At 34.5% G+C, this 20,693-nt stretch carries 18 protein-coding genes; 3 read left to right on the forward strand and 15 right to left on the reverse strand.

The genetic code is table 11. The annotated features are described in order from the left end of the window. Positions 1-39: 39 nt before the first annotated feature. The 8 genes from BAQ46_RS17970 to BAQ46_RS18005 form a co-directional block, all read right to left on the reverse strand. Positions 40-312: a YokU family protein gene (locus BAQ46_RS17970; RefSeq protein ID WP_000995764.1), complete on the reverse strand. Its 273-nt coding sequence runs from the start codon at positions 310-312 to the stop codon at positions 40-42. Next, positions 309-1,730: a lysine 2,3-aminomutase gene (gene kamA, locus BAQ46_RS17975; RefSeq protein WP_000902136.1), complete on the reverse strand. Its 1,422-nt coding sequence runs from the start codon at positions 1,728-1,730 to the stop codon at positions 309-311. Before kamA ends, BAQ46_RS17970 begins: the two co-directional genes overlap by 4 nt. 211 nt (positions 1,731-1,941) lie before the next feature. Beyond that, complete coding sequence (gene rocR, locus BAQ46_RS17980; protein ID WP_084638343.1) at positions 1,942-3,327, reverse strand: arginine utilization transcriptional regulator RocR; 1,386 nt, start codon at positions 3,325-3,327, stop codon at positions 1,942-1,944. A 99-nt stretch (positions 3,328-3,426) separates the two neighbouring features. Further along, positions 3,427-4,272, reverse strand: coding sequence for a putative beta-lysine N-acetyltransferase (gene ablB, locus BAQ46_RS17985; protein WP_000878613.1), 846 nt, complete (start codon positions 4,270-4,272; stop codon positions 3,427-3,429). Next, positions 4,269-5,537 (reverse strand): peptidase, encoded by a 1,269-nt coding sequence (locus BAQ46_RS17990; protein ID WP_061130882.1) that lies wholly within the window; start codon positions 5,535-5,537, stop codon positions 4,269-4,271. The genes ablB and BAQ46_RS17990 overlap by 4 nt, the downstream gene beginning before the upstream one ends. Positions 5,538-5,552: 15 nt before the next feature. After that, positions 5,553-6,215 (reverse strand): CoA transferase subunit B, encoded by a 663-nt coding sequence (locus BAQ46_RS17995; protein ID WP_000525280.1) that lies wholly within the window; start codon positions 6,213-6,215, stop codon positions 5,553-5,555. After that, a complete protein-coding gene (gene atoD, locus BAQ46_RS18000) occupies positions 6,200-6,898 on the reverse strand; it encodes an acetate CoA-transferase subunit alpha (RefSeq protein WP_071742353.1) in 699 nt (232 codons plus the stop codon). The genes BAQ46_RS17995 and atoD overlap by 16 nt, the downstream gene beginning before the upstream one ends. Further along, the gene (locus BAQ46_RS18005; protein WP_001205894.1) at positions 6,895-8,205 is read right to left on the reverse strand and encodes an aspartate aminotransferase family protein; all 1,311 of its coding nucleotides are present in this window, start codon (positions 8,203-8,205) and stop codon (positions 6,895-6,897) included. The genes atoD and BAQ46_RS18005 overlap by 4 nt, the downstream gene beginning before the upstream one ends. A 988-nt stretch (positions 8,206-9,193) precedes the next feature. On the opposite strand from BAQ46_RS18005, the gene BAQ46_RS18010 reads away from it, so the two are divergent. Next, positions 9,194-9,943: a DUF4397 domain-containing protein gene (locus tag BAQ46_RS18010; RefSeq protein ID WP_000083263.1), complete on the forward strand. Its 750-nt coding sequence runs from the start codon at positions 9,194-9,196 to the stop codon at positions 9,941-9,943. Between the two features lie 33 nt (positions 9,944-9,976). On the opposite strand, the gene BAQ46_RS18015 is transcribed toward BAQ46_RS18010, so the two are convergent. Further along, complete coding sequence (locus BAQ46_RS18015; RefSeq protein WP_000451748.1) at positions 9,977-11,095, reverse strand: BA2291 family sporulation histidine kinase; 1,119 nt, start codon at positions 11,093-11,095, stop codon at positions 9,977-9,979. A gap of 245 nt (positions 11,096-11,340) precedes the next feature. Between BAQ46_RS18015 and BAQ46_RS18020 the strand changes: the two genes are divergently transcribed. Beyond that, positions 11,341-11,733, forward strand: coding sequence for a YueI family protein (locus BAQ46_RS18020; RefSeq protein ID WP_000247572.1), 393 nt, complete (start codon positions 11,341-11,343; stop codon positions 11,731-11,733). A 116-nt stretch (positions 11,734-11,849) separates the two neighbouring features. Here the strand turns inward: BAQ46_RS18020 and BAQ46_RS18025 are convergent, their stop codons facing one another. Continuing rightward, positions 11,850-13,274 (reverse strand): aldehyde dehydrogenase family protein, encoded by a 1,425-nt coding sequence (locus tag BAQ46_RS18025; protein ID WP_000716452.1) that lies wholly within the window; start codon positions 13,272-13,274, stop codon positions 11,850-11,852. A 133-nt stretch (positions 13,275-13,407) separates the two neighbouring features. Next, positions 13,408-14,763: a hemolysin family protein gene (locus BAQ46_RS18030; RefSeq protein ID WP_002163665.1), complete on the reverse strand. Its 1,356-nt coding sequence runs from the start codon at positions 14,761-14,763 to the stop codon at positions 13,408-13,410. Between the two features lie 353 nt (positions 14,764-15,116). Between BAQ46_RS18030 and racA the strand changes: the two genes are divergently transcribed. Next, a complete protein-coding gene (gene racA, locus BAQ46_RS18035) occupies positions 15,117-15,659 on the forward strand; it encodes a chromosome-anchoring protein RacA (RefSeq protein WP_000456007.1) in 543 nt (180 codons plus the stop codon). Positions 15,660-15,754: 95 nt separating this feature from the next. On the opposite strand, the gene BAQ46_RS18040 is transcribed toward racA, so the two are convergent. From BAQ46_RS18040 to BAQ46_RS18055, 4 genes are all read right to left on the reverse strand, one after another. Continuing rightward, positions 15,755-16,351 carry a hypothetical protein gene (locus BAQ46_RS18040; RefSeq protein ID WP_000487805.1) on the reverse strand — a complete coding sequence of 199 codons (597 nt, stop codon included), beginning with the start codon at positions 16,349-16,351 and terminating at the stop codon, positions 15,755-15,757. Between the two features lie 275 nt (positions 16,352-16,626). After that, the gene (locus BAQ46_RS18045; RefSeq protein ID WP_071742355.1) at positions 16,627-18,477 is read right to left on the reverse strand and encodes a hypothetical protein; all 1,851 of its coding nucleotides are present in this window, start codon (positions 18,475-18,477) and stop codon (positions 16,627-16,629) included. Further along, positions 18,467-20,287 carry an AAA family ATPase gene (locus tag BAQ46_RS18050; protein ID WP_000766181.1) on the reverse strand — a complete coding sequence of 607 codons (1,821 nt, stop codon included), beginning with the start codon at positions 20,285-20,287 and terminating at the stop codon, positions 18,467-18,469. The genes BAQ46_RS18045 and BAQ46_RS18050 overlap by 11 nt, the downstream gene beginning before the upstream one ends. A 105-nt stretch (positions 20,288-20,392) precedes the next feature. Next, on the reverse strand, positions 20,393-20,653 hold the full coding sequence (locus BAQ46_RS18055; protein ID WP_000398576.1) for a hypothetical protein: 261 nt from the start codon (positions 20,651-20,653) through the stop codon (positions 20,393-20,395). Positions 20,654-20,693: the final 40 nt, after the last annotated feature.

The raw sequence follows: 20,693 nt of genomic DNA on the forward strand, positions 1-20,693 counted from the left end.
ATACAAGGCAAAAAAGAAAAAAACCAGCATAAAAGCTGGTTAAAAGTCGAAATAATTTCTTTTTAATAGACGTGGTCTTCCCATTAATTCTTCATATGTTAGTTGTTTTGGTAAGTCTTTCGTATAAATTAGAAACAATTGATCTTCTATTTCTTTCACTGTTTGATCTGATTGATAGTCCATACCACATGAGGAACAAGAAATGCATGGTGTCTCTTGGATTTCAATGGCTTTCGTACCATCTGGCAATTCCCAATATACAGTATTTAAGCTTTCTTTTGCTTCTGTACTGTCACACCACATACAATTCATACTGCATCACCCTCAGTTTTTTTGTCGTTTTCTTCTAATTTAGCCATTTGTGCTTGATATTTTTTATCTTTCAATTGGTCGCGCTTATCACGTTTATCTTTTAATGTTGCATGCGTTTCATTATCCTCATAGTCTTTACGACGGTTCATACGCTGTAAATCGTCTGGAACAAGATTAAATTTCTTATCACTCATAAGGCCTGCGATACCAACATCTGAACGTTTTTCTTCGTAGTTTGGATAAATTTCTTTAAAGTACCCTTCTGCTCTTCCTGGAATGTAGCTTTCTGGCTCTGGATACGTTGTAATAACACCTTCAAAGTTACGAAGTACAACTTTATCTGCACTTTGCGAGATTAAATAGTTTGGTTGAAGCGCAATTTTACCGCCTCCTCCTGGTGCATCAACAACGAATGTTGGTACTGCATAACCAGACGTATGTCCGCGTAAACCTTCAATAATTTCAAGACCTTTAGAAACTGGTGCACGGAAATGACCAATACCTTCAGATAAGTCACATTGATAAATATAATATGGACGTACACGGATTTTTACTAAGTCATGCATTAGTTTTTTCATAATTGGAACACTGTCATTAATACCAGCTAAAATTACTGCTTGGTTTCCGACTGGAACACCAGCATTCGCTAACATTTCACATGCTTTTTTCGATTCTTCAGTAATTTCAATAGATGTATTGAAATGTGTATTTAACCATACTGGATGATATTTTTTAATAATGTTACATAAGTTTTCTGTAATACGCTGCGGGAATACTACCGGCGCTCTCGTTCCGATACGAATAATCTCAACATGCGGAATCTCTCGTAAATTTTTTAATACATATTCTAAAATTTTATCGTTAATAAGAAGACCATCACCACCAGAGATTAATACATCTCGTACTTGTGGTGTTTCACGAATGTAAGCAATTGCATCATCTAATTGTTTCTTCGGCACACCCATTCCAATTTGTCCACTAAAACGACGGCGTGTACAGTAACGACAATACATAGAACATTGATTCGTTACTAAGAATAGTACGCGGTCAGGATAACGATGTGTTAACCCTGGAACTGGTGAATCTTCATCTTCATGAAGCGGATCTTCTAAATCATATTTTGTTTTATATAACTCTTCCGAGATCGGTACAGATTGCATCCGAATCGGACAGCGTGGGTCATCAGGATTCATTAACCAAGCATAGTACGGTGTAATATTTAACGGGATCGTTTTCGTTGAAATTTTAACGCCCTCTTCTTCATCAGGTGTTAAGTTAATCACTTTCTTTAAGTCATCTAACGTTTTGATCGTATTCGTTAATTGCCAAACCCAATCATTCCATTGCTCTTCAGTAACATCTTTCCATAATTCGATATCCTTCCAGTGACGATTTGGTTTGTATACATCATGTAACATTGCTATTCCCCCTTTTTATACGCTCATCCTTTATATAAGCAATAGTTATGCCAACTTTACTTTATTGATAAGTAAACGTACGGATAACCCTATTATATAAGCGAAAAAAATATTTTTAAGCACTGTATGAAATCCATACATACTATCATATTCATTACTTTTTATATATGTAAACGCTCTTTTATTGGTGCAAACACACAAAAACCGCCAATTATTCGGCGGTTTTGTCGTACTTACTCAGTTTATATTGAAGCGTCTGACGAGGGATACCTAACATTTTTGCAGCCTGTAATATATTCCCTTCTGTTTCAATTAACGCTTGATCTATTAATTTTTTTTCCGTTTGATGAAGTGCTTCTCTAAGAGGCAATATGCCCTTCTTCTTTGGAAAACTCTCTTTCCGAAATGTACCCGGTAAACAATTGGCTGTTAATGTATTCCCTTCTGCAATAATGACAGCATGTTCAATCGTATGTTTTAACTCTCGAACATTTCCAGGCCATTGGTAAGCTTGTAGTCTTTCTTTCGCTTCCTTATCCATTTGAAGTACACCTTTTTTATAACTTTTATTATATTCTTTCAAAAAATAAGACGCTAACAATAATACATCCTCCGTTCTTTCACGGAGCGGCGGAATATATAATGAAAAGACATTTAATCGATAGTATAAATCAGTGCGAATTTTATTCTCTTTTAAACATATTTCTGGTGGCTGATTCATTGCGGTAATAACGCGAACATCTACTTTTCTCGTCTTATTATCACCAATACGACGAATAACACCATCTTCTAATACACGTAGCATTTTCGCTTGTAAATCGAGTGGCATTGAATTCAGTTCATCTAAAAACAATGTCCCTCCATCTACAAGTTCAAATAATCCCGCTCGTTCAATTGCCCCCGTATAACTACCTTTCGTCGTTCCAAACAATAAACTTTCTAATAGAGACTCTGGCAAAGCTGCACAGTTTTGTGCAATAAACGGCTTGTTCTTCCGCTTAGAGGCTTCATGAATCGCTTGTACAAATAATTCTTTCCCTGTTCCTGTTTCCCCATATATTAAAACATTCGCATCAGTTGGGGCTACTTTTTGTGCTAATTCTTTCGTCTGTTTAAACCGAGCATCATTCGTCACGATCGTCTCAAATGCAACATCCTTTTTGACCGCTTTTTTTCTAGATGACCGCTTTATTTTCGACTGCAAATCGACTATTGTATCGGTAAGTTTTTGTACTGTGGAATAATCTTTTGCAATTTCAACAGCTCCAGCAATATTTCCATCTATGAAAATAGGTAACGTCGTATTTACTGTACAAATGTCTTCCCCATTTAAGTTTTGATAATGCTGCACTTGATGAACGATTGGCTTTTTTGTATCTAATACTTTCATCAACGTACTTGTTTCCCTAGATAAAGAAGGAAACGCTTCTAACAAATGTTTACCTAACACTTTTTCAATTTTTGATCCATCGTGTTTTGCAGCTACAGTATTATAGAAAATTGTAATACCATTTTCATCTACTGCGTGTATAGCCTCATCAATACTGCCCAAAATCGCCTCAATGACTTCTTGTGTCGAAACTGCTAGCAATGTCATCCCCCCTCTTGCCGAAAATCCAGCAAATACTATGCCGAATTTCCGGCATACCTATGTGCGATTATAAGCATGACGATTCCGTTCTATTTTTATAACGTACTATTTAGACAAATCTTTTACCCATATATTCATATCTTCTAGCTTATCAAAAATGTAGCAATTGTTCGCCAATCTTCCTGTATACGTATAGCCTAACTGATGAAAGGCTGCATTCATTCCGAAAGAAAGCGATCGAGCAATTGTATAAGAACAGAAAATCGATTTTTCTTGAAGTTCTTCTTCTAACTTAATTAATAAACTTTTCATAAACCCATGTTTACGATATTCGGGTAAGGTCGCACAATTCGTTAATTCTGCATTTCCTTCTTTTATATTCATTTCTGCAGACGCTGTACTAATTATTTTCCCCTCGAATTCATACACATAGTAAATTGTATCGTCTTCTTTCATCGTTTGTTTTACATAACTCGCTTCGTTTAAAGGAGTTGGATACACTTCAAACACTTCTCCAAAGACAGCTGCTAATTCTTCTGCGTCCTCTTCTGTCGCTTTTCTTAATAGGAATTTTTCCGGAACTATTTTTTCCTTTACTTCTTTTGCTTTTACACCGCTTAAAATGGTATCTTCCTCAGCCCAATGAATACTATTTCGTCTTTCATCATTATTAAATTTCACGAAGAAGTATGCATCGTGACCTTGAAAATAATGTGGTATTGTTGCTTCTAATAAAAAACCGAAAGAGAGCCATGTTGAAACATGCTCTCCCTTTCCTTTAACAATACATTTAGTGAAAGAATGTTTCTCTGCTAATTCGTCAATTGTTTGGATGATTCTCTCAATATTTCCTGTGTAGTGGTCTACTCGAATACGTTTATTAAAATAGTCCAACACGCCTTCTACTGTATAGCCATTTGTCTGTTCTCTAAAAGATTCATAGTATTTCATTTTTTCACCTCACACCAATCTAGTAATGTACATGCAATAATTTTCGCGGCAGCTATCATTTTATCAACTTCTATATATTCGTTTGGATAATGCGCTACTTTCGTTTCTCCTGGGCCAAATACTATCGTTGGTACACCTGCGATTTGTGTAAATAAACCTCCATCAGTCCCCCACGGTGATGCTTCAATAATCGGTTTGTTCCCTTCGATTTCAACAAAGTTATGTTCAAGCGTTGTAATTAACTCATGATTTTCTTCTAGTTCACCTGGAACCCATCTTGCTCCAAACCATTCCACTTCTACAGGATTTTCAACAAACCAATTGTCCACATCATTTAATTCAGCGATCCAATTCTCGAACTCTTCTTTTGCTGCCTCTATAGTCTCATTCGGCGCAATACCGCATCTTCCTTCTAAAATTAACGAATCAGGAACAGAACTTGGCCAGCTACCGCCTTCAATTTTCCCAATATTAATTGGAATTGGGATCGGGATTCCTTTAAATAATGGATCTGTAATTCGGTCATTTCTCTTCTCTTCCAACTTTCTCAAATGATCTATAACAAACATACTTTTTTCAATTGCACTTACTCCTTCATAACGCGTCCCACCGTGTGCTGCTTTCCCTTTCACATGTAGACGAAACCACATGGATCCTTGTTGTTTCGGGAAAAACTTCATATTTGTTGGCTCCGGAATAATAACACCATCTGCTTTATATCCTCGTAATATAGTTGCTAATGTTCCTGCTCCGCCGCTTTCTTCTTCTATTACACTTTGAAAATAAATATCTCCTTTTAATTCAATACGAGATTCAATAATTGCTTCCATCGCAAGTATTAATGCGACATTGCCGCCCTTCATATCTGTCGTTCCACGACCATATATACGATTTCCTATTTTCTCACCACTATAAGGATGATAGTCCCACTGATTCACATCTCCTTCTGGTACGACATCAATATGCCCATTTAATATCATAGATTTCCCGTCGCCGCTTCCTTTAAGGGTTGCCACAATGTTCGGGCTATCTGAAAAACTTGTACGCGGTGATACAAAATAAGGATGATCTTTCATTTTAGAAAATGATGGCTCCCATATATCAAGATCTAAACCTAGCTCACGTAATTTTTCAATCACAATTGCCTGCGCACCACTTTCATCACCAGATACGCTCTTTTCTTGAATTAATCGTTTTAAAAATTTTACGCTTTCTTCTTCATGACTCTCAATATAATCACAAACTTGTTTTTTTAATTGCTCCATATATTATATCTCCCCTCATTCAATTACTAGTAAGTTAGAGCCAATTTTAAAATCCGCTTCTGTATGTTGTTTTATATCTTCCACTGTGTATGGGCTCATCAATTCTTGTAAAATAAGTCCATCCTGCGTTACTTCCATTACTGCCATATCCGTAATAATTAAATCTACGCATTTTTTTGAAGTTAATGGTAATGTACACTCCGAAACAATTTTTGCATTTCCGTATTTATCGACATGATTCATCACAACAACGACCCGCTTCGCTTTTTGAGCTAAATCCATTGCTCCTCCAATACCTGGAACACGTTTTCCTGGAACAATCCAGTTTGCTAAATCACCATTCTCGCTTACTTGTAATGAACCAAGAATCGTTATATCTAGTAAACCTTTTCGAATCATCCCAAACGCTGTGCAACTATCAAAATAACTTGCTCCTGTAATAAGAGAAGTTGGCAAACCTGCTGCGTTACATAAATTTTCGTCTTCATTTCCTTTGCTTGGTGTAGGTCCCATACCTACAATTCCATTTTCTGCATGAAACATAACGTTTATATCGTCAGGCAAATGATTCGGTACAAGCGATGGTATACCAATTCCTAAATTTACAATCATACCATTTTGTATTTCTTTCGCTGCACGTCTAGCAATCTTATCTCTCACTTCTACGCCCATACCCATTTCCAATTCACTCCTTCCGACGGTACGATATAATTTACAAATACTCCTGGGACAACAATTTCTTCTGGATCTAAACTTCCCAGTGGAACGATTTCTTCTGCTTCTACAATCGTTATATCCCCGGCCATAGCAACGTGAGGGTTCATGTTACGAGCGCTCTTATCAAACACAAGGTTGCCGAACGAATCTGCCTTTTTCGCATATACAATCGCAACCTCAGCAGTTAATGCTGTTTCAACTAAATATGTTTTACCATTCATTTCAACAGTACGTTTTCCCTCTTCTACAATCGTATCAACACCTACATCAACTAATACGCCACCAAGTCCTACACCACCAGCGCGAATACGCTCTGCTAATGTTCCTTGAGGAGAAAACTCAATTTGTAACCTTCCTTCGTTTAGCTGTCTTCCTGCATTTGGATTTGATCCAATATGAGAAGTAATTAATGATTTTACTCTTTCATTCGTAACGAGACGACCGATTCCTACATCAGGAAATCCTGTATCATTTCCAATTAAATTTAAATTTGTAACTCCTTTTTCTAAAATGGCCTGTATTAAAGATGGAGGGGAGCCAATCCCCCCAAATCCCCCAAACATTAATGTCATATCATCGTGGAATAAAGAAATTACCTCCTCTATCTCTTTTAATTTACTGAATGTATTCGTAATAGTTGTCATGCGATACTATGCCCTCCTTTTTGCATCATTTCTTCAACACTTTTTGCAAAAATTGAAAGTAATTCATCTAACTCGGAATATGTAGTTGTCATTGGCGGTGCTACAAGCAGTGCGCTATCTTCTTTTCCTGCTTGCCCTGAAACAGCTTGGTATAAAAGAAGACCATTTTTAGCTGCAACCGAAATAAGTTCCGACGCTTTTGTAAACGGTTGCAATTCTACTCCAATCAGCAATCCTTTTCCACGCACATCAGCAATGATTGTCGATTGTTGCTGAACTTTCTGTAATCCTTTTATTAAATACTCTCCCTTTTCCGCTGTTTTTTCAGGTAGATTATGTTTCTCCATATATTCAATAACAGCTAGAGCTGTTGCTGCAGATAATGGATTTGCACTTAACGTATGTCCACTCATAACAGAACGCGATCCTCGTAAAATTGGCTCCATAACACGGTCACTTACAACCGTCGCTGCCATCGGTGTGTATCCAGCTCCTAAACCTTTACCAAGGGTCATAATATCCGGTTCTACACCCCAATGCTCCATCGCAAACCATGCACCAGTACGCCCAAGCCCAGTCATTACTTCATCAGCAATAAATAAAATATCGTAATGACTACAAATGTCTTTAATAACTTTATAATATTCTTTCGGCGGAACGACTGCACCTCCAGCTGCTCCAATAATCGGTTCAGCAATAAAAGCCGCAATATGTTCTGCCCCAATCCTTTCAATTGATCTTTCTAGTTCAGTCGCACAAGCAAGCTGACAAGTTGGATATACCTTTTGTACCGGACATCTAAAACAATATGGAGCTGGAATAGTTGGATAATCTTCTAAAATTGACACGAAACGTTGTCTACGCAGTGGATGCCCAGACATTGATAAGGCTCCCATCGTAATACCGTGATAACTCATCCATCGTGACAAAATTTTATGTTTCCCTTGAATACCTCGCTCTTGAAAATGTTGAATTGCAATTTTCATAGCTGTTTCATTTGCTTCCGTACCACTATTCACAAAAAAGCTCCAGTTCAAATCTCCTACACTTAAATCGCTTAATTTCTTCGCTAATTTTTCAGCTGGTTCACTCGTAAACTGTGATCTATAAACGAAAGCAATCTCCTCTGCTTGCTTTTTGATAACGTCCGCAATCTCCTTTACGCCATGCCCAATACCTGCCGTAATTGCTCCTGACGAGCCATCAAAATATTTATTTCCGTTTTGATCATACAAATAGACACCTTTTCCATGTGAAATCATTGGATACGGCTGACCAACAAGTGGTTTAATTAAGTAATCGCGCATAGCGCTCCCCCATTTCTCCAATTTGTATATATATATGAAGAAAATTGACGTTTCTTTCATAAAAAAGAACCCTCTGCGAAAGCAGTGAATTTATCAAAAAACTATTATAAAATATACAAATGAGTGCTAAATACCAATTTTAAAAACAGAAAATTCAGAACTTGTTTTAAAGACCAACCCTTATCTATACGCTCAAATAACCCTCCCTTATATAAAGTTAACGCTTCACTAAATGTTTTTCTAACATAATGTCAGCTTCCCTCAAATGCCGACATTGTGTAAACTTCGACGAAACTCCCTTTAAACTCCTTCCTGTTCTCCTACTTTATATTGCATATTTTTAAACAAAACTCGACAATTAATCCTACTAAATGCATAGCAATTATTTTAAAGAAATCAATATTTCACATACAACTCCATCCGTTTTATACAATAAAAAAAGAACCGATTAACCACATTAATCAGTTCGGCACGACGCTCTTTTATCAGTTAATACCGTCACTTGCTAACATAAATAGAAACAATAGTATTACAAAATCACAATTCATCCTACAGTATAAAGCACAAAACCGTCCATAACTCCATTTACAATTCCTTGCGGGATATCCCCATCCCAAGGTTTCATTCCTTTCCTTAATTTCAAACTACCTTTCCTTTATAATTTATGTAGGACAATTATTACTTTGTATGTGTATTTGCCCATAATTAAAAAAATCCCTAGTTTCCTAAGGGTTTCAGGACATGGTTTCGACATGTCACGTGTTATGCTCTCAAATTTTTCATTTCGAAATACACACTTCCTCTGCCAATATGGATGATATATTTTTGTATCCTCTAGAAAATTATAACTCTCGTTCACCTAAACTTATCTTATCCTTAAAAAATACTTATTATTAATTTTCAACCTTTCCCCTTTAAAAAAAATTTTTTCGCATAACCTCATTCTTGCTAAGCATATAGTTTTAATGATGACAAAGGAGGAATGTTCATGTCTCAATCTGAAATCGAAAAATATGGACAAGAAGCTGCACGTTACGAACAGCTCGCTCGTTACTATCAATTTCATAATCCAAAAAAATATGTAGAACTATATATGAAATATTATGATGCGCTTACGAATCTTGTACAGGCATACGAAAAAAGAAATTCACAAGAAGCTGCTTTACCATCGCACATAAGATTTTTTCACTCTGCTTCAAATACACCTGCCGTTGACATTTTAGTAAACGGGCAAAAGGTAATTAAAAATATTTCATTTAAACAATTTAGTCCTTATTTAACATTAGTACAAGGTAAGTACCGAATAGATATCGTTCCTGTTGGAAATGAAACGCCCATCTTTTCAGCTTTAGTACCAATAATGGGAAATCACACTTATACTTTTGCCGCAATAAATAGTGATAATCATCTACAATTACAACCTATGCTTGATAATACTCATTTACCAGCAGGCCAGGCAAAAATACGCTTTGCACACTTTTCTCCTGATACCCCTGTTGTAAATGTAAGTTTAAAAGCTGGCGATCATTTATTTGAAAATGTACTCTTTAAACAAATAACAGATTTTTTAGAAGTTAGCCCTGGTACAGCGGATATAGAAGTTTCACTCGCAGATCATCAAAGTGTCTTACTAACTATACCGGATTTTAAAGTCGAACCGAACATTATTTATACAATTTCAATTTTAGGTTATTCAACGAAAGATCCTAAATTAGAAGCCGTTATACTTACGAATTAAAACAGTCTACACCATTCATTTGGTGTAGACTGTTTATTTTTGAAATGCAATTTGAAATTCTGTCCAATCATTATCTGAACGACACATGATGGACCCGTTATGCTTTTCTACAATTTGTTTACATACAAATAACCCAATACCAGTTCCTAACTTTTTAGTAGTTACAAATGGTTCAAAAATCGTTTCTACATTTTCAGCTGGAATCATTGGCCCGTTATTTTTTATTACAATCCGAATCGATTGATCTTCTTCAAATACATCAATGATAATTTTTCGTTCTTCTTTCATTGATTCAAGAGCGTCAATTGAGTTCATTAATATATTTAAAAATACTTGTCTCACTTCACTCCGATAACCAGTAAGCGGAATTGGATATGGCAAATTCTTTTCAATAGAAACATTTGCATTGACCAAACTTGGATATAAGAACTGTATAATGTCTTGAAACAAATCATTTAGCCAAAACCGTTCAGATTCAGTCCACATTTCTTTTTTCGATACGAGTAAAAATTGCGAAATGCGAAAATTTAATTGGTCTAATTCATGAGAAATAATATCTAAATACGATAAACTAGGATGGTCTGCCTTTAATAATTTGACAAACCCCATAATGGAAGTAAGTGGATTACGAAATTCATGTACAAAACTAGCTGACATTTGCCCTAAAATCGTCAGCCTTTCTTTATGTGTTTCGTTAATATATTGCTGTTTTTCCTCTAAATTTCTTGATATAATTTCCGAGTATTTTAAAACAGTGTAATAAATTAATTTGTCAAAACAAGTATGTATTTGGGCCATAATTGGTTTCAATTCACGTGCACTAACATCTAATTCACACATCGCTTCGAAAAGCTCATTTCTTCCTACATTTGCATTATAAACAAAATCACCTATATTCGCATCTGCTCCTGCACGTTCAATAGCAATTTTCTCGCATAATGGCTGAAGATAATTTATATCTTTTTCTTCCATAGTAAGTTCAATAATAAACTCTAATAAATCCTCTCCATTTTGAACTGCTTCTAGTCTAAATGGATCTTTATCGGAAATTATCATTTTGTTTTTCCAGTTCTCAACGAATTGGTGCCTGTTGTTTTTCAAGTGCGAACAAAATACTTCTTTAATATCCTTATCGATTGGAAAAACCTCCATTCCTCCATTTCCATGCGACGAACACCCTTTATATTTTGAATATTAACACAAAAAACATGATTCGTTAATAGATTATTGTCACATTTTGTTAATATGTGTTGATAAAATTTTTATAACTTTATTAATTGTTTAGATTGTTACATTCCATTTTCCTTCCTTTCATTCAAATTTTTTATATTCGATGCGACTTTTTTTGCATCCTGCTTCATTCTTTCGTACAATAGAAAAGGAAAGGTGTGAAAAATATGGTAAATAAAAATGTGGAAGATTATCTCCAAGAAGGCATTTACGGCCAAAAGCAAAACAAACCAGAAGAACGTAATATGTATTTAACTACATTACGTGAGCGTGTAGAAATCGCTTTAACTATCGGTCAAGTAATGCAAAGTAATGTATATTCTGAAGTAGCTAGTAGCATGCGCTCTTCTCAATCATTACAAATATTCCTAAATGGTGGCATTGCTTACCCACATTTATCAAAATACATTAAATTAGCGAACGAAAAAAATGTTCCTTTTACAATTGTTCAAAATAAAGGTACAGAAACACCAATCGGTTTAGTATTATCTCATAGCACTGCTGTCGACAAAGAACAAATTTATGTAGAAGATGCTATTTTCAAACAAGAAATGAAGTAAAAGGTACACTTGATTAAATGAAATCATTCTAAGAAACGTCAAATAAACAAAAAAACGAGTATGGAATCGTAAACATTTCCTACTCGTTTTTTTTCGATGTTTAAGTTCTAGTTCCTTTATTTTTTAATACACACTAATTTCATTTCTGTCATTTCTTCGATTGCATATTTAATTCCTTCACGCCCCGTACCACTTTCTTTCACACCCCCGTAAGGCATATGGTCTACTCTGAACGTTGGAATATCATTTATCATGACACCACCAACTTCAAGCTCATCAATTGCACGCATAGCTTTAAACAAATTATTTGTAAATACACCTGCCTGCAGACCGTAACGTGAATGATTTACTTGCTCTATAGCCTCATCAAATTCTTTAAATGTATTTACTGTCATAAGTGGACCGAACACTTCTTGGCACTGTACAGATACATGCTCTGGAACATTCGTTAATACAGTTGGTTCAAAAATCCTTTCATCACGTTTGTTACCACCATATAAAACGTTCGCTCCTTCTTTAACTGCTTCTTGCACCCAGTTATCGATACGCTCGACATCTTTTTTCGAAATTAAAGCTGATACATCCGTTTCCTCAAGCAACGGATCACCAACAACAACTGTTTCCATCGCTTTCTGTAACTTAGATAAAAATTCATCCAGTCTCTCTTCATGTACAAAAACGCGTTGTACCGAAATACAAACTTGTCCATTATTAACAAATGCTCCCCATTTTACTCGTTCAATTAATTCATCTGTTAATTCAACATCTTCATCAATAATAACAGCGGCATTCGATCCTAGTTCTAACGTAACTCGCTTTAACCCAGCCTTTGCCTTAATTCCAAGTCCAACTTTCGGACTTCCCGTAAAAGTAATGGAAGCAACATCATCATTTGTAACTATTGCTTCGCCTACAGTTGAACCAGGACCAGAAACAATATTTAAAGCCCCTTTTGGCAATCCTGCTTCTTCAAATAGTTCAACTAATGCATAAGATGATAGAGGCGTTTGATCAGCTGGTTTTAATACAACTGTATTTCCAGCAGCAATTGCGGGGCCCACTTTATGTGCCACTAAATTTAATGGAAAATTAAATGGTGTAATAGCTCCTATAACCCCAATCGGTTTTCGTATTGTGTATGCAATACGCCCATCTGCACCAGGTGCCGCATCAAGTGGCAGTGTCTCACCGTATATACGCTTCGCTTCTTCAGCTGCAAATTTGTATGTCTGAACGGTACGATCTACTTCCCCCCTTGCAGCACGTATTGGTTTTGCAGCCTCTTTTGCAATAATTTCTGCAAATTCTTCTCTTCTTTCATCCATTTTTTGTGCGACTTTCTCTAAAATAGTCGCTCGATCATATGCAGATAATGTATTCATTTCTTTCATTGCATTTTTTGCGGCAGTAACAGCCTCTTTTACATCTTCTTCCGTTCCTTGCGCAATTTCCGCTAATGTTTCTTCAGAGTATGGTGCGTATAATGGTTTATACGTGTTTACAGACTTCCAATCTCCATTTATATATAAATGCTTTTTCATAATTCTTCCCCTTTCAAATATATGTATACAACAATACTTCACCTAGTGAAAGGTCTGACTTATTTCATTGTAACATAGCCCTTATTCTGCCAAAAACATTATGCTCAAAAAAAACTCTGCCATCTAGCAGAGTCTACGAACTAATTTGTTCTTGTAATGAAATTTGTTTTTCATCTTCTAAAATAACAATTGATTCTACAGTTTTTGTAACTTCTAGTCTCTTTATATAGTGTCCATCTAATTCTTTTACGCAAAACTTATAATTTTCGATTTCAATGAAATCCTCTTCGGCAATTTCTATATTCTTCGTTAAAATCCATCCACCTATTGTGTCAACACCATTATCATCAATCGTTAAACCTAATAACGTATTTACTTCACTAACAAGTACTTTTCCCTCTAGTATTGTTTTCGTTTCACTAACTTGTTGAATTTCTGGCTGTTCATCTGTATCAAACTCATCTTGAATATCTCCAACTATTTCTTCTAAAATGTCTTCAACAGTAACAAGTCCAGACGTACCACCATATTCATCTATCAATATAGCAATATGTGTTCTTTCTTTTTGCATTTTTAAAAATAAGTCGTGTATTGGGATAGAGTCGATAACTAAAATAATCGGCCTAATATATTGCTCTACTTTCTTATTACTAACCGCATTATGCTGCACAAAATCTGTGAAAATATCTTTAAAATTCACAAAGCCTATTACGTGATCTTTGTCGCCATCAACAACTGGATATCTCGTATATTTTTCCCGAGACATTTTTTGCAACGCTTCTTCAGCAGGCATTTCTTTACTTATAATATGCATCTCAGTTCGGGGTACCATTATCTCTTTTGCTATACGATCATCAAATTCAAAGATTTTATTTACATATTTATATTCAGACTGATTAATCTCTCCATTTTTGTAACTTTCTGAAACTAATAACCGTAATTCTTCTTCTGAATGAACTTCATCGTGCCCTTTCGGTGGTTTCAGCCCTAGCAACTTCGTAATTATTCGGGCTGATCCATTTAATAGCCAAATAAATGGAAACGCCATACGATAAAAGAAAGTTAACGGTTTAGCAACAAATAAACTCACCTGTTCAGCTTTTTGAATCGCAAATGTTTTTGGAGCCAATTCCCCTATTACAACATGCAAAAATGTAATAAACAAAAACACTAAAATTACAGCAAAAATATCTGCTAGTTGAGTAGAAATGTTCAAATTCACAAAAAATGTGTCAAACATTTGCTTTAACGCAGGTTTACCGAACCACCCAATTCCCAGTGCTGTAACTGTTATTCCTAGCTGACAAGCAGATAAATATTCGTCTAAGTTTGTAATGACTGTTTTGACAGATGTTGCGCGATTATTTCCTTCTGCAATTAAATAGTCAATTCTTGAACTTCGCACTTTAACAATTGCAAATTCTGCTGCAACGAAAAATGCCGTTAAGGCAATTAAAACAATCACTATACTTATACTATATATGTCCAAATACTTTTCCTTACTTACATTGTAAGCAAGGAAGCCACCTCCTACTTAATTTTATTCAAGTGAAGTAAGCATTCTAATACTCTAACAAAATTCTACATTAGCAACCACCTTTTTATATATTATATGCATACATAAAAAAGATATTTATCATTATGATAATCTAATTCATTTCCCTCAGTCAAATGATTCTAAATTTCAAGATAAAAACTTTTATATTCACGATATATTCTTCCTAGCTTCATTTCGTGAAAAAACACTTTCTTTGCCGATTCCACACTTCTTTTGTCACACTGGAAGGGAACTTACTTCATAGATCGAAATCATTCAACAGGATATATAGAGGAGGGATTATTTTGGAATATAAAACACCATTTATCGCAAAAAAATTAGGTGTTAGCCCAAAGGCTGTTGTACGGATTGCACAACAATTAAATCTTACTATAGAAAAAAATAAATATGGTCACTTTATTTTTACACAAGATGATTTAGACCAAATGTTAGAATACCATCTTTCACAAATAGAGAAGTCCCAAAACACTCACCCTACTCAAAAAACATCATCAAATGATGTTGAAGAATTGAAAACTCAAGTAAATACAATTGTTCAAAACATATCATCACATGATTTTGAGCAATTAACCGCTCAATTAAACACAATTACGAGAAGACTAGATCGAATGGAAGAACAAATGCAAGATAAGGCAAATGATGTTGTTACGTACCAACTTTTACAACATCGCCGTGAAATGGAGGAAATGTTAGAGCGAATTCAAAAACTAGAAGCTACCCTCAAGAAAGAAGAACCAATCTATATTACTCCCGATACAAAGCCAATATATGAACGTGAAAAGAAACCGAAGCGCCGTAAAATGATTTTTAGTATATTTGGATTATAATTTTTAGACCCTTATTAAAATAATAAGGGTCTTTTTCATGAAGAATAATTTCATTTTAAAATCGCATTCTCTTTATTATACATATTCATTTCGTTTTATTTGGTTAACATAATATTCTTACTGTATTCTGCGATTAATGCCTGTGCATGGGCATTTCCTTGAATTACATCTCGAAATTCTTTTAAAGAATACAAATGCGTAGCCCCTTTTCGGGCATGAATTCGTACTGGTACACCTTGTAAAGTATCATGAAATTGAAATGGCTTATCTATCGGTTCAATTGGGAAACCGAGTGTTAATAAATACATATACATTCTTTTTGTAACCGCTGCGATATACCATTCTGCTTTTGTTTCTAATGCATGCATAAATAAAATAGCTGTTAGTCTTTTGAAGTGTCCTCTCCCACGAGACGTTTTCGCAATACTTAACTTGCCTATTTCATATACATTTTGCAAATCTTTCACTAAATCATTTTTAGAAAACGGATAGAAAAACTCAGAATTTGATTGTTCTGGTACCGTATACTTCATACATTCTACTGTACCGATATGATGTTCATCTTCTATTAATAAAAATCGTGATGGATTTAAATTACGTTCTACGAACATTAAGTTTCTTTCTTCACAAAAATCTCCCCATAGTTGCTCGAACCAAAAATGTTCTTCCTTTGTTTGAACACGCTGGAACATATTTCCCCGCCTTTCCCATCGCCGCTCTGTTTTTGATAACGCTTTCACTATCTATCATATAAGAACAAATCTTCGTATGCAACTAAAAATATTTATGACTTATTATATTCTGCAAAACGAATTAAATTCCATCATAATCATCTCTTATCCCTCATGTACCATCCTTCTCACAATATATTTATATTACTTGCAAATTCATATCGTATGAAGCCGTCTCCCCTACTGCATATAATTCTTCTTAATCTAAAGAAATCCTTTATAAAAAAGGATTTCTTTTACTTCTTCATGCTTTTTAACCACTTCTCAAAAATTTGTACCATTCCATATTTTCCAGCTAATTTCTCTTCCCCTTGCTTTGTTTTATATGGATATAATTGTAAGAAAATACCACAACCAGACTCAATTTTTTTACTATGCATATGACTTCCTGGATATACACAAATGACTTCATAAATGGCCCTTCGATGATAGACTCGCTTTCCATCCTGTTCTTCTACAAATTTTATAGACCAGTACTTATACATTTGCTCAGTTGCTTTCGTATTCCCAACGTGCTGAAAAATATTGTACATTGGGCTATACTTCACTTCAATAATAATAGAAGATTGATAGACGTATTTCTCTTCCCCCTTTACATAACAGTCTAAGCGAATATCTGGCTTCTTCGTATCTTCTCCATTATAAAAATTACTCCCTTTACTTAATGCAATAAGAGGATGTGTTTCAATTAAATCATTAAATGCGACATGGACTTTCATATCATCTCGATGTAAAACTACTGTCGTTCCATCTTGTAATCCATCTACATAAAAATGTTCTTGTATTTGTTCACGAATGGAATTTCTAGCTTCAAAACCAATCTGCTCTAACATGGAAATAACGATAAAAAAAGCGTAATATTCATACACTAAAAAAGTTGGTTTATAAACAAATAATAAAGATGGAGATTGATCTGTATATTGTGGGAGTAAATCTAAATGCTGTAGTAATTGTTGATGTGGTATCGGTAAATTATGTGCGTTCATTCTACCCGTTTCAGAAACTTCTCTCCAAAATGGAGAATGCATTAAAGTTTGAAAGTATTGTACACTATCATGTACGAAATGTGCTAAAATTTTATATTCTTGTATCTTCATAGAACTTTTTCGTAAATCCGCCTCTTTTAGTAAATGTATATTTTTATATTTTTGTTTCTCTCTATCGGTCACTGATCCATTACGCTCAATTGTTTGTATAATCGTTTTTACAGCTTGAAATTCTTCTGATTTCTTCTTTTTTTCTCTTTCTAATATTTCAATTGTTTGACGCAAAAAACTTTCGGCTTCAAGTAAATAAAGATAAAATTGCATCGCTTTAAATTTAAGAAATGCATTTTCTATACTATTTTTTTGTTCGATAAACTTACGATTATAATATTTTGCGTACGGTTTTCTTTCCGCCACTACCGCTCCTTTCCTCGTTACTTTTCGCTCCTTTTCTTCCCATTTATATTCATGTATAAATTTTGAACTCGATTCTATTTTCTTAAAAATTTGCTTTATCTTTTTCATTTTTTGCGGCAACTTTCTAAGTAACACTAGATAAGAAGAATCTTCAATATCGCTAAGTGCAGAGAAAGTCTTTTTATAATAACCTCTATCTAAAATCAACTCATTTAAAATTGACTTCACATAGTTTTGAATCATTTCAAATTGATCATCAAAAAAATTTTTTGGAACGACTTGAAAAGCGCCATAATACGTTCGATTTTCTATATTCACCTCAAAATGATATAAACCACAACGCCATGGATAAAAGAATTCCGTTTTTCCATGTTCATATATTAATACCTTTTGTTTTTTTTCATTTATTTCATATTTTGTCTCTTTTATATTTTTCTGTCCCTCATAGACTTTATTCCATATAAAAGTAATATTCATTGGATTTTCATAATGGTATTGCAATCTAATTGGTTTTAATTCTTGCACTTTATAAATACATTGAACTAATGCTGTTGCAGAGGTACAAAGACGATTTAATAAAATATATTCTCCTTTTGACTCCGTTCCAATAATTAACTTTAATACAAAAGGAAGCGTTTCTTTCGTATCAACGATTTCTGTTTCGTATCGCCCATCATTTTGCATAACCATACAACTCCAGTTCTCTACGCTTTTCTCTTATATATGCTAAAGAGTGTTCAAATGTAGATACTCTGTTTGCAAGTGGAGATTGCAAAAGAGGTACTAATGTTGCCCCCCTTTTTACTTCCTCTGAAAGTAAAGACCCAACCATCATTTCAGTCCCTCTTATTTTCGTCAATACACGTTGCTTTATTTGTAAATCAAATCCTTCCTCTCTACTAATCATATAAGAATGATTATTTTGGAACGGTATATTTTGCAAATAAGTAGCAATTGCATTTGCACATCGAAAAGAAATTCCCTTTGACGTATCGTGTGATGACAATACACCATGTAACTTATCTAATAGCTCTAACTCTTCTTCAGAAAACACCTCAATCATCGTTTTATTCCTGACCCAATTTATGCGAAATTCTCCTGCAGTTACTTTCAGAGGTGGTTGTAATACAACTTTCTCTTGCTCCATACACATCTCACAAAACGGAATCTTTCGTAAAGTTATTACATTCGTCCGATCTAATAATCGATCTGAGAGCTCCTTCGTTGTTTCATCAAAATTCACAGTACCAACAAATATAATATTTTCTCCAATTTCAATTGTTGGCGGAATTGAATTTTCTTTTTCTTGCACACCTTCATATAAATTTAAAATACGATTTTGTTTTTCAAGTTGAAGAACAGATAGAAATGGAGTAAACCAATGCTCAATATGTGACATATTCATTTCATCAAAAACGATTATATACAGCTGATTTTGATTTTCTTTTGCCTTCATTAACGCCCTAACTAATTTTGTTTCACTTTCAATAAAAGTACCATTTGGATGAAGGTAACCAAGTAAATCATGTGGTTCTTGATATGATGGTGAAATCGGGATCCAAACCAATTCTTCCCCGTATTGTAATCCAAGTGCTTCTGCATAAGCTTGCACAAAACGGGATTTTCCAGCACCTGGTATCCCCCCCAGAATCGTCAACATATTTGTTTTTGTACTTATATGAAAGTTATAAATATCTGTTTCATCCAAATATAGCCCTTTATTACGTATAAAACTTTTCACATACTGTAAAAAGACGGATTCACGCTCATCCCATTCCCATTCATCCTTTTGCACTTTTATTTCCTCTACCTCTACAAGCTTACCTTCTTCAGTTATTCGTTTTTTTAATTGCTCATACACATGATTGCTTACAAAATATAATTGATCTTCTACCGCTATTTCTACATACTTCATCCAGTCATTAAGTTCTATATACTTACATTCCCGCTGCTGTTCAAAATATGCGATTGAACTAATTGACGATGACTTTAAAGATATATTTCCATATAACCTTCCCTCATGCCACAATAACTCAGGGGGCTCAAAGTCTTTCGGATATTTTGGCATTAGAAATGACAAATAACCGTTACTAAGTTTTCTTTCTAAAGACTCTCCCTTTTTATAATCGGAAACTTTAGGTACTGGAATCATTTTATAACCGTTTGCTATTTCTCGCGCTTCTTCTGTACAAATTAACTCCACGTATATATGTCCTCTTTCATAATAGAGACGAAACATAATCAATTGCTTTTCTAGTTTTCTTTTCTTTAATTCCGAAAAGACTTTTTCATTCTTTTTATTGCTACATAAACCTTCAAATACATATGGTTCATTTTTCAATTGCTCTTGCAATGTGAATGGTATTGGCGATAGGCATTGTACAAAGAAATTCTCTCCACTCTTCTCACTCTCTGCTTTTGTAAACTTCCCAATAAACCTCATATAGTACATTCGTTTTATAAAACTTGGCTGAAGAGCTTTATGTAATTTCACCTTCGTCACCTTCTTTTTTCATACTATTCTTAGTGTATGAAAGAAACGCAAAACTAGAAACAAAAAACCTGACGTTATCCGCCAGGTTCAAAATGAAATCGTATATTAATGAGATGGAAATGCGTTTTTCTCTTGTAAGATGGCATTATGAGCAATTTTCATTTTAGCAAGTACATATCGTAAACGATCTTCAGCGTTTTCATCTTTATGTTGCTGTAATTCCGCCAAATTCTCTACCGCACTCGCTAAATTTTCAATCACTCCTCGCAGTTCAGGATGATGATTAAAAAAAGATTCTTGCACTAACACTTTCCTTACTTCACTCGCTAAATCAACAATTCTGTTCAACTGTTCTTTTCCTTCCATTTTCATCCCTCCTGAATATCTTATGTATTAAATATTCTAT

Origin of the sequence: Bacillus paranthracis (genome assembly GCF_001883995.1) — a bacterium.
Lineage (GTDB): Bacteria > Bacillota > Bacilli > Bacillales > Bacillaceae_G > Bacillus_A > Bacillus_A paranthracis.

Bases quoted from the DNA above. Each gene is read 5' to 3' on its own strand.
- BAQ46_RS18020 (WP_000247572.1), top strand. From the start codon at position 11,341: ATGGTAAATAAAAATGTGGAAGATTATCTCCAAGAAGGCATTTACGGC.
- BAQ46_RS17970 (WP_000995764.1), bottom strand. From the start codon at position 312: ATGAATTGTATGTGGTGTGACAGTACAGAAGCAAAAGAAAGCTTAAAT.
- rocR (WP_084638343.1), bottom strand. From the start codon at position 3,327: ATGACATTGCTAGCAGTTTCGACACAAGAAGTCATTGAGGCGATTTTG.
- kamA (WP_000902136.1), bottom strand. From the start codon at position 1,730: ATGTTACATGATGTATACAAACCAAATCGTCACTGGAAGGATATCGAA.
- atoD (WP_071742353.1), bottom strand. From the start codon at position 6,898: ATGACAACTATTACGAATACATTCAGTAAATTAAAAGAGATAGAGGAG.
- BAQ46_RS18045 (WP_071742355.1), bottom strand. From the start codon at position 18,477: ATGCAAAATGATGGGCGATACGAAACAGAAATCGTTGATACGAAAGAA.
- BAQ46_RS18040 (WP_000487805.1), bottom strand. From the start codon at position 16,351: ATGTTCCAGCGTGTTCAAACAAAGGAAGAACATTTTTGGTTCGAGCAA.
- BAQ46_RS18025 (WP_000716452.1), bottom strand. From the start codon at position 13,274: ATGAAAAAGCATTTATATATAAATGGAGATTGGAAGTCTGTAAACACG.
- BAQ46_RS18015 (WP_000451748.1), bottom strand. From the start codon at position 11,095: ATGGAGGTTTTTCCAATCGATAAGGATATTAAAGAAGTATTTTGTTCG.
- BAQ46_RS18005 (WP_001205894.1), bottom strand. From the start codon at position 8,205: ATGCGCGATTACTTAATTAAACCACTTGTTGGTCAGCCGTATCCAATG.
- BAQ46_RS17990 (WP_061130882.1), bottom strand. From the start codon at position 5,537: ATGGAGCAATTAAAAAAACAAGTTTGTGATTATATTGAGAGTCATGAA.
- BAQ46_RS18055 (WP_000398576.1), bottom strand. From the start codon at position 20,653: ATGGAAGGAAAAGAACAGTTGAACAGAATTGTTGATTTAGCGAGTGAA.
- BAQ46_RS18010 (WP_000083263.1), top strand. From the start codon at position 9,194: ATGTCTCAATCTGAAATCGAAAAATATGGACAAGAAGCTGCACGTTAC.
- ablB (WP_000878613.1), bottom strand. From the start codon at position 4,272: ATGAAATACTATGAATCTTTTAGAGAACAGACAAATGGCTATACAGTA.
- BAQ46_RS17995 (WP_000525280.1), bottom strand. From the start codon at position 6,215: ATGGGTATGGGCGTAGAAGTGAGAGATAAGATTGCTAGACGTGCAGCG.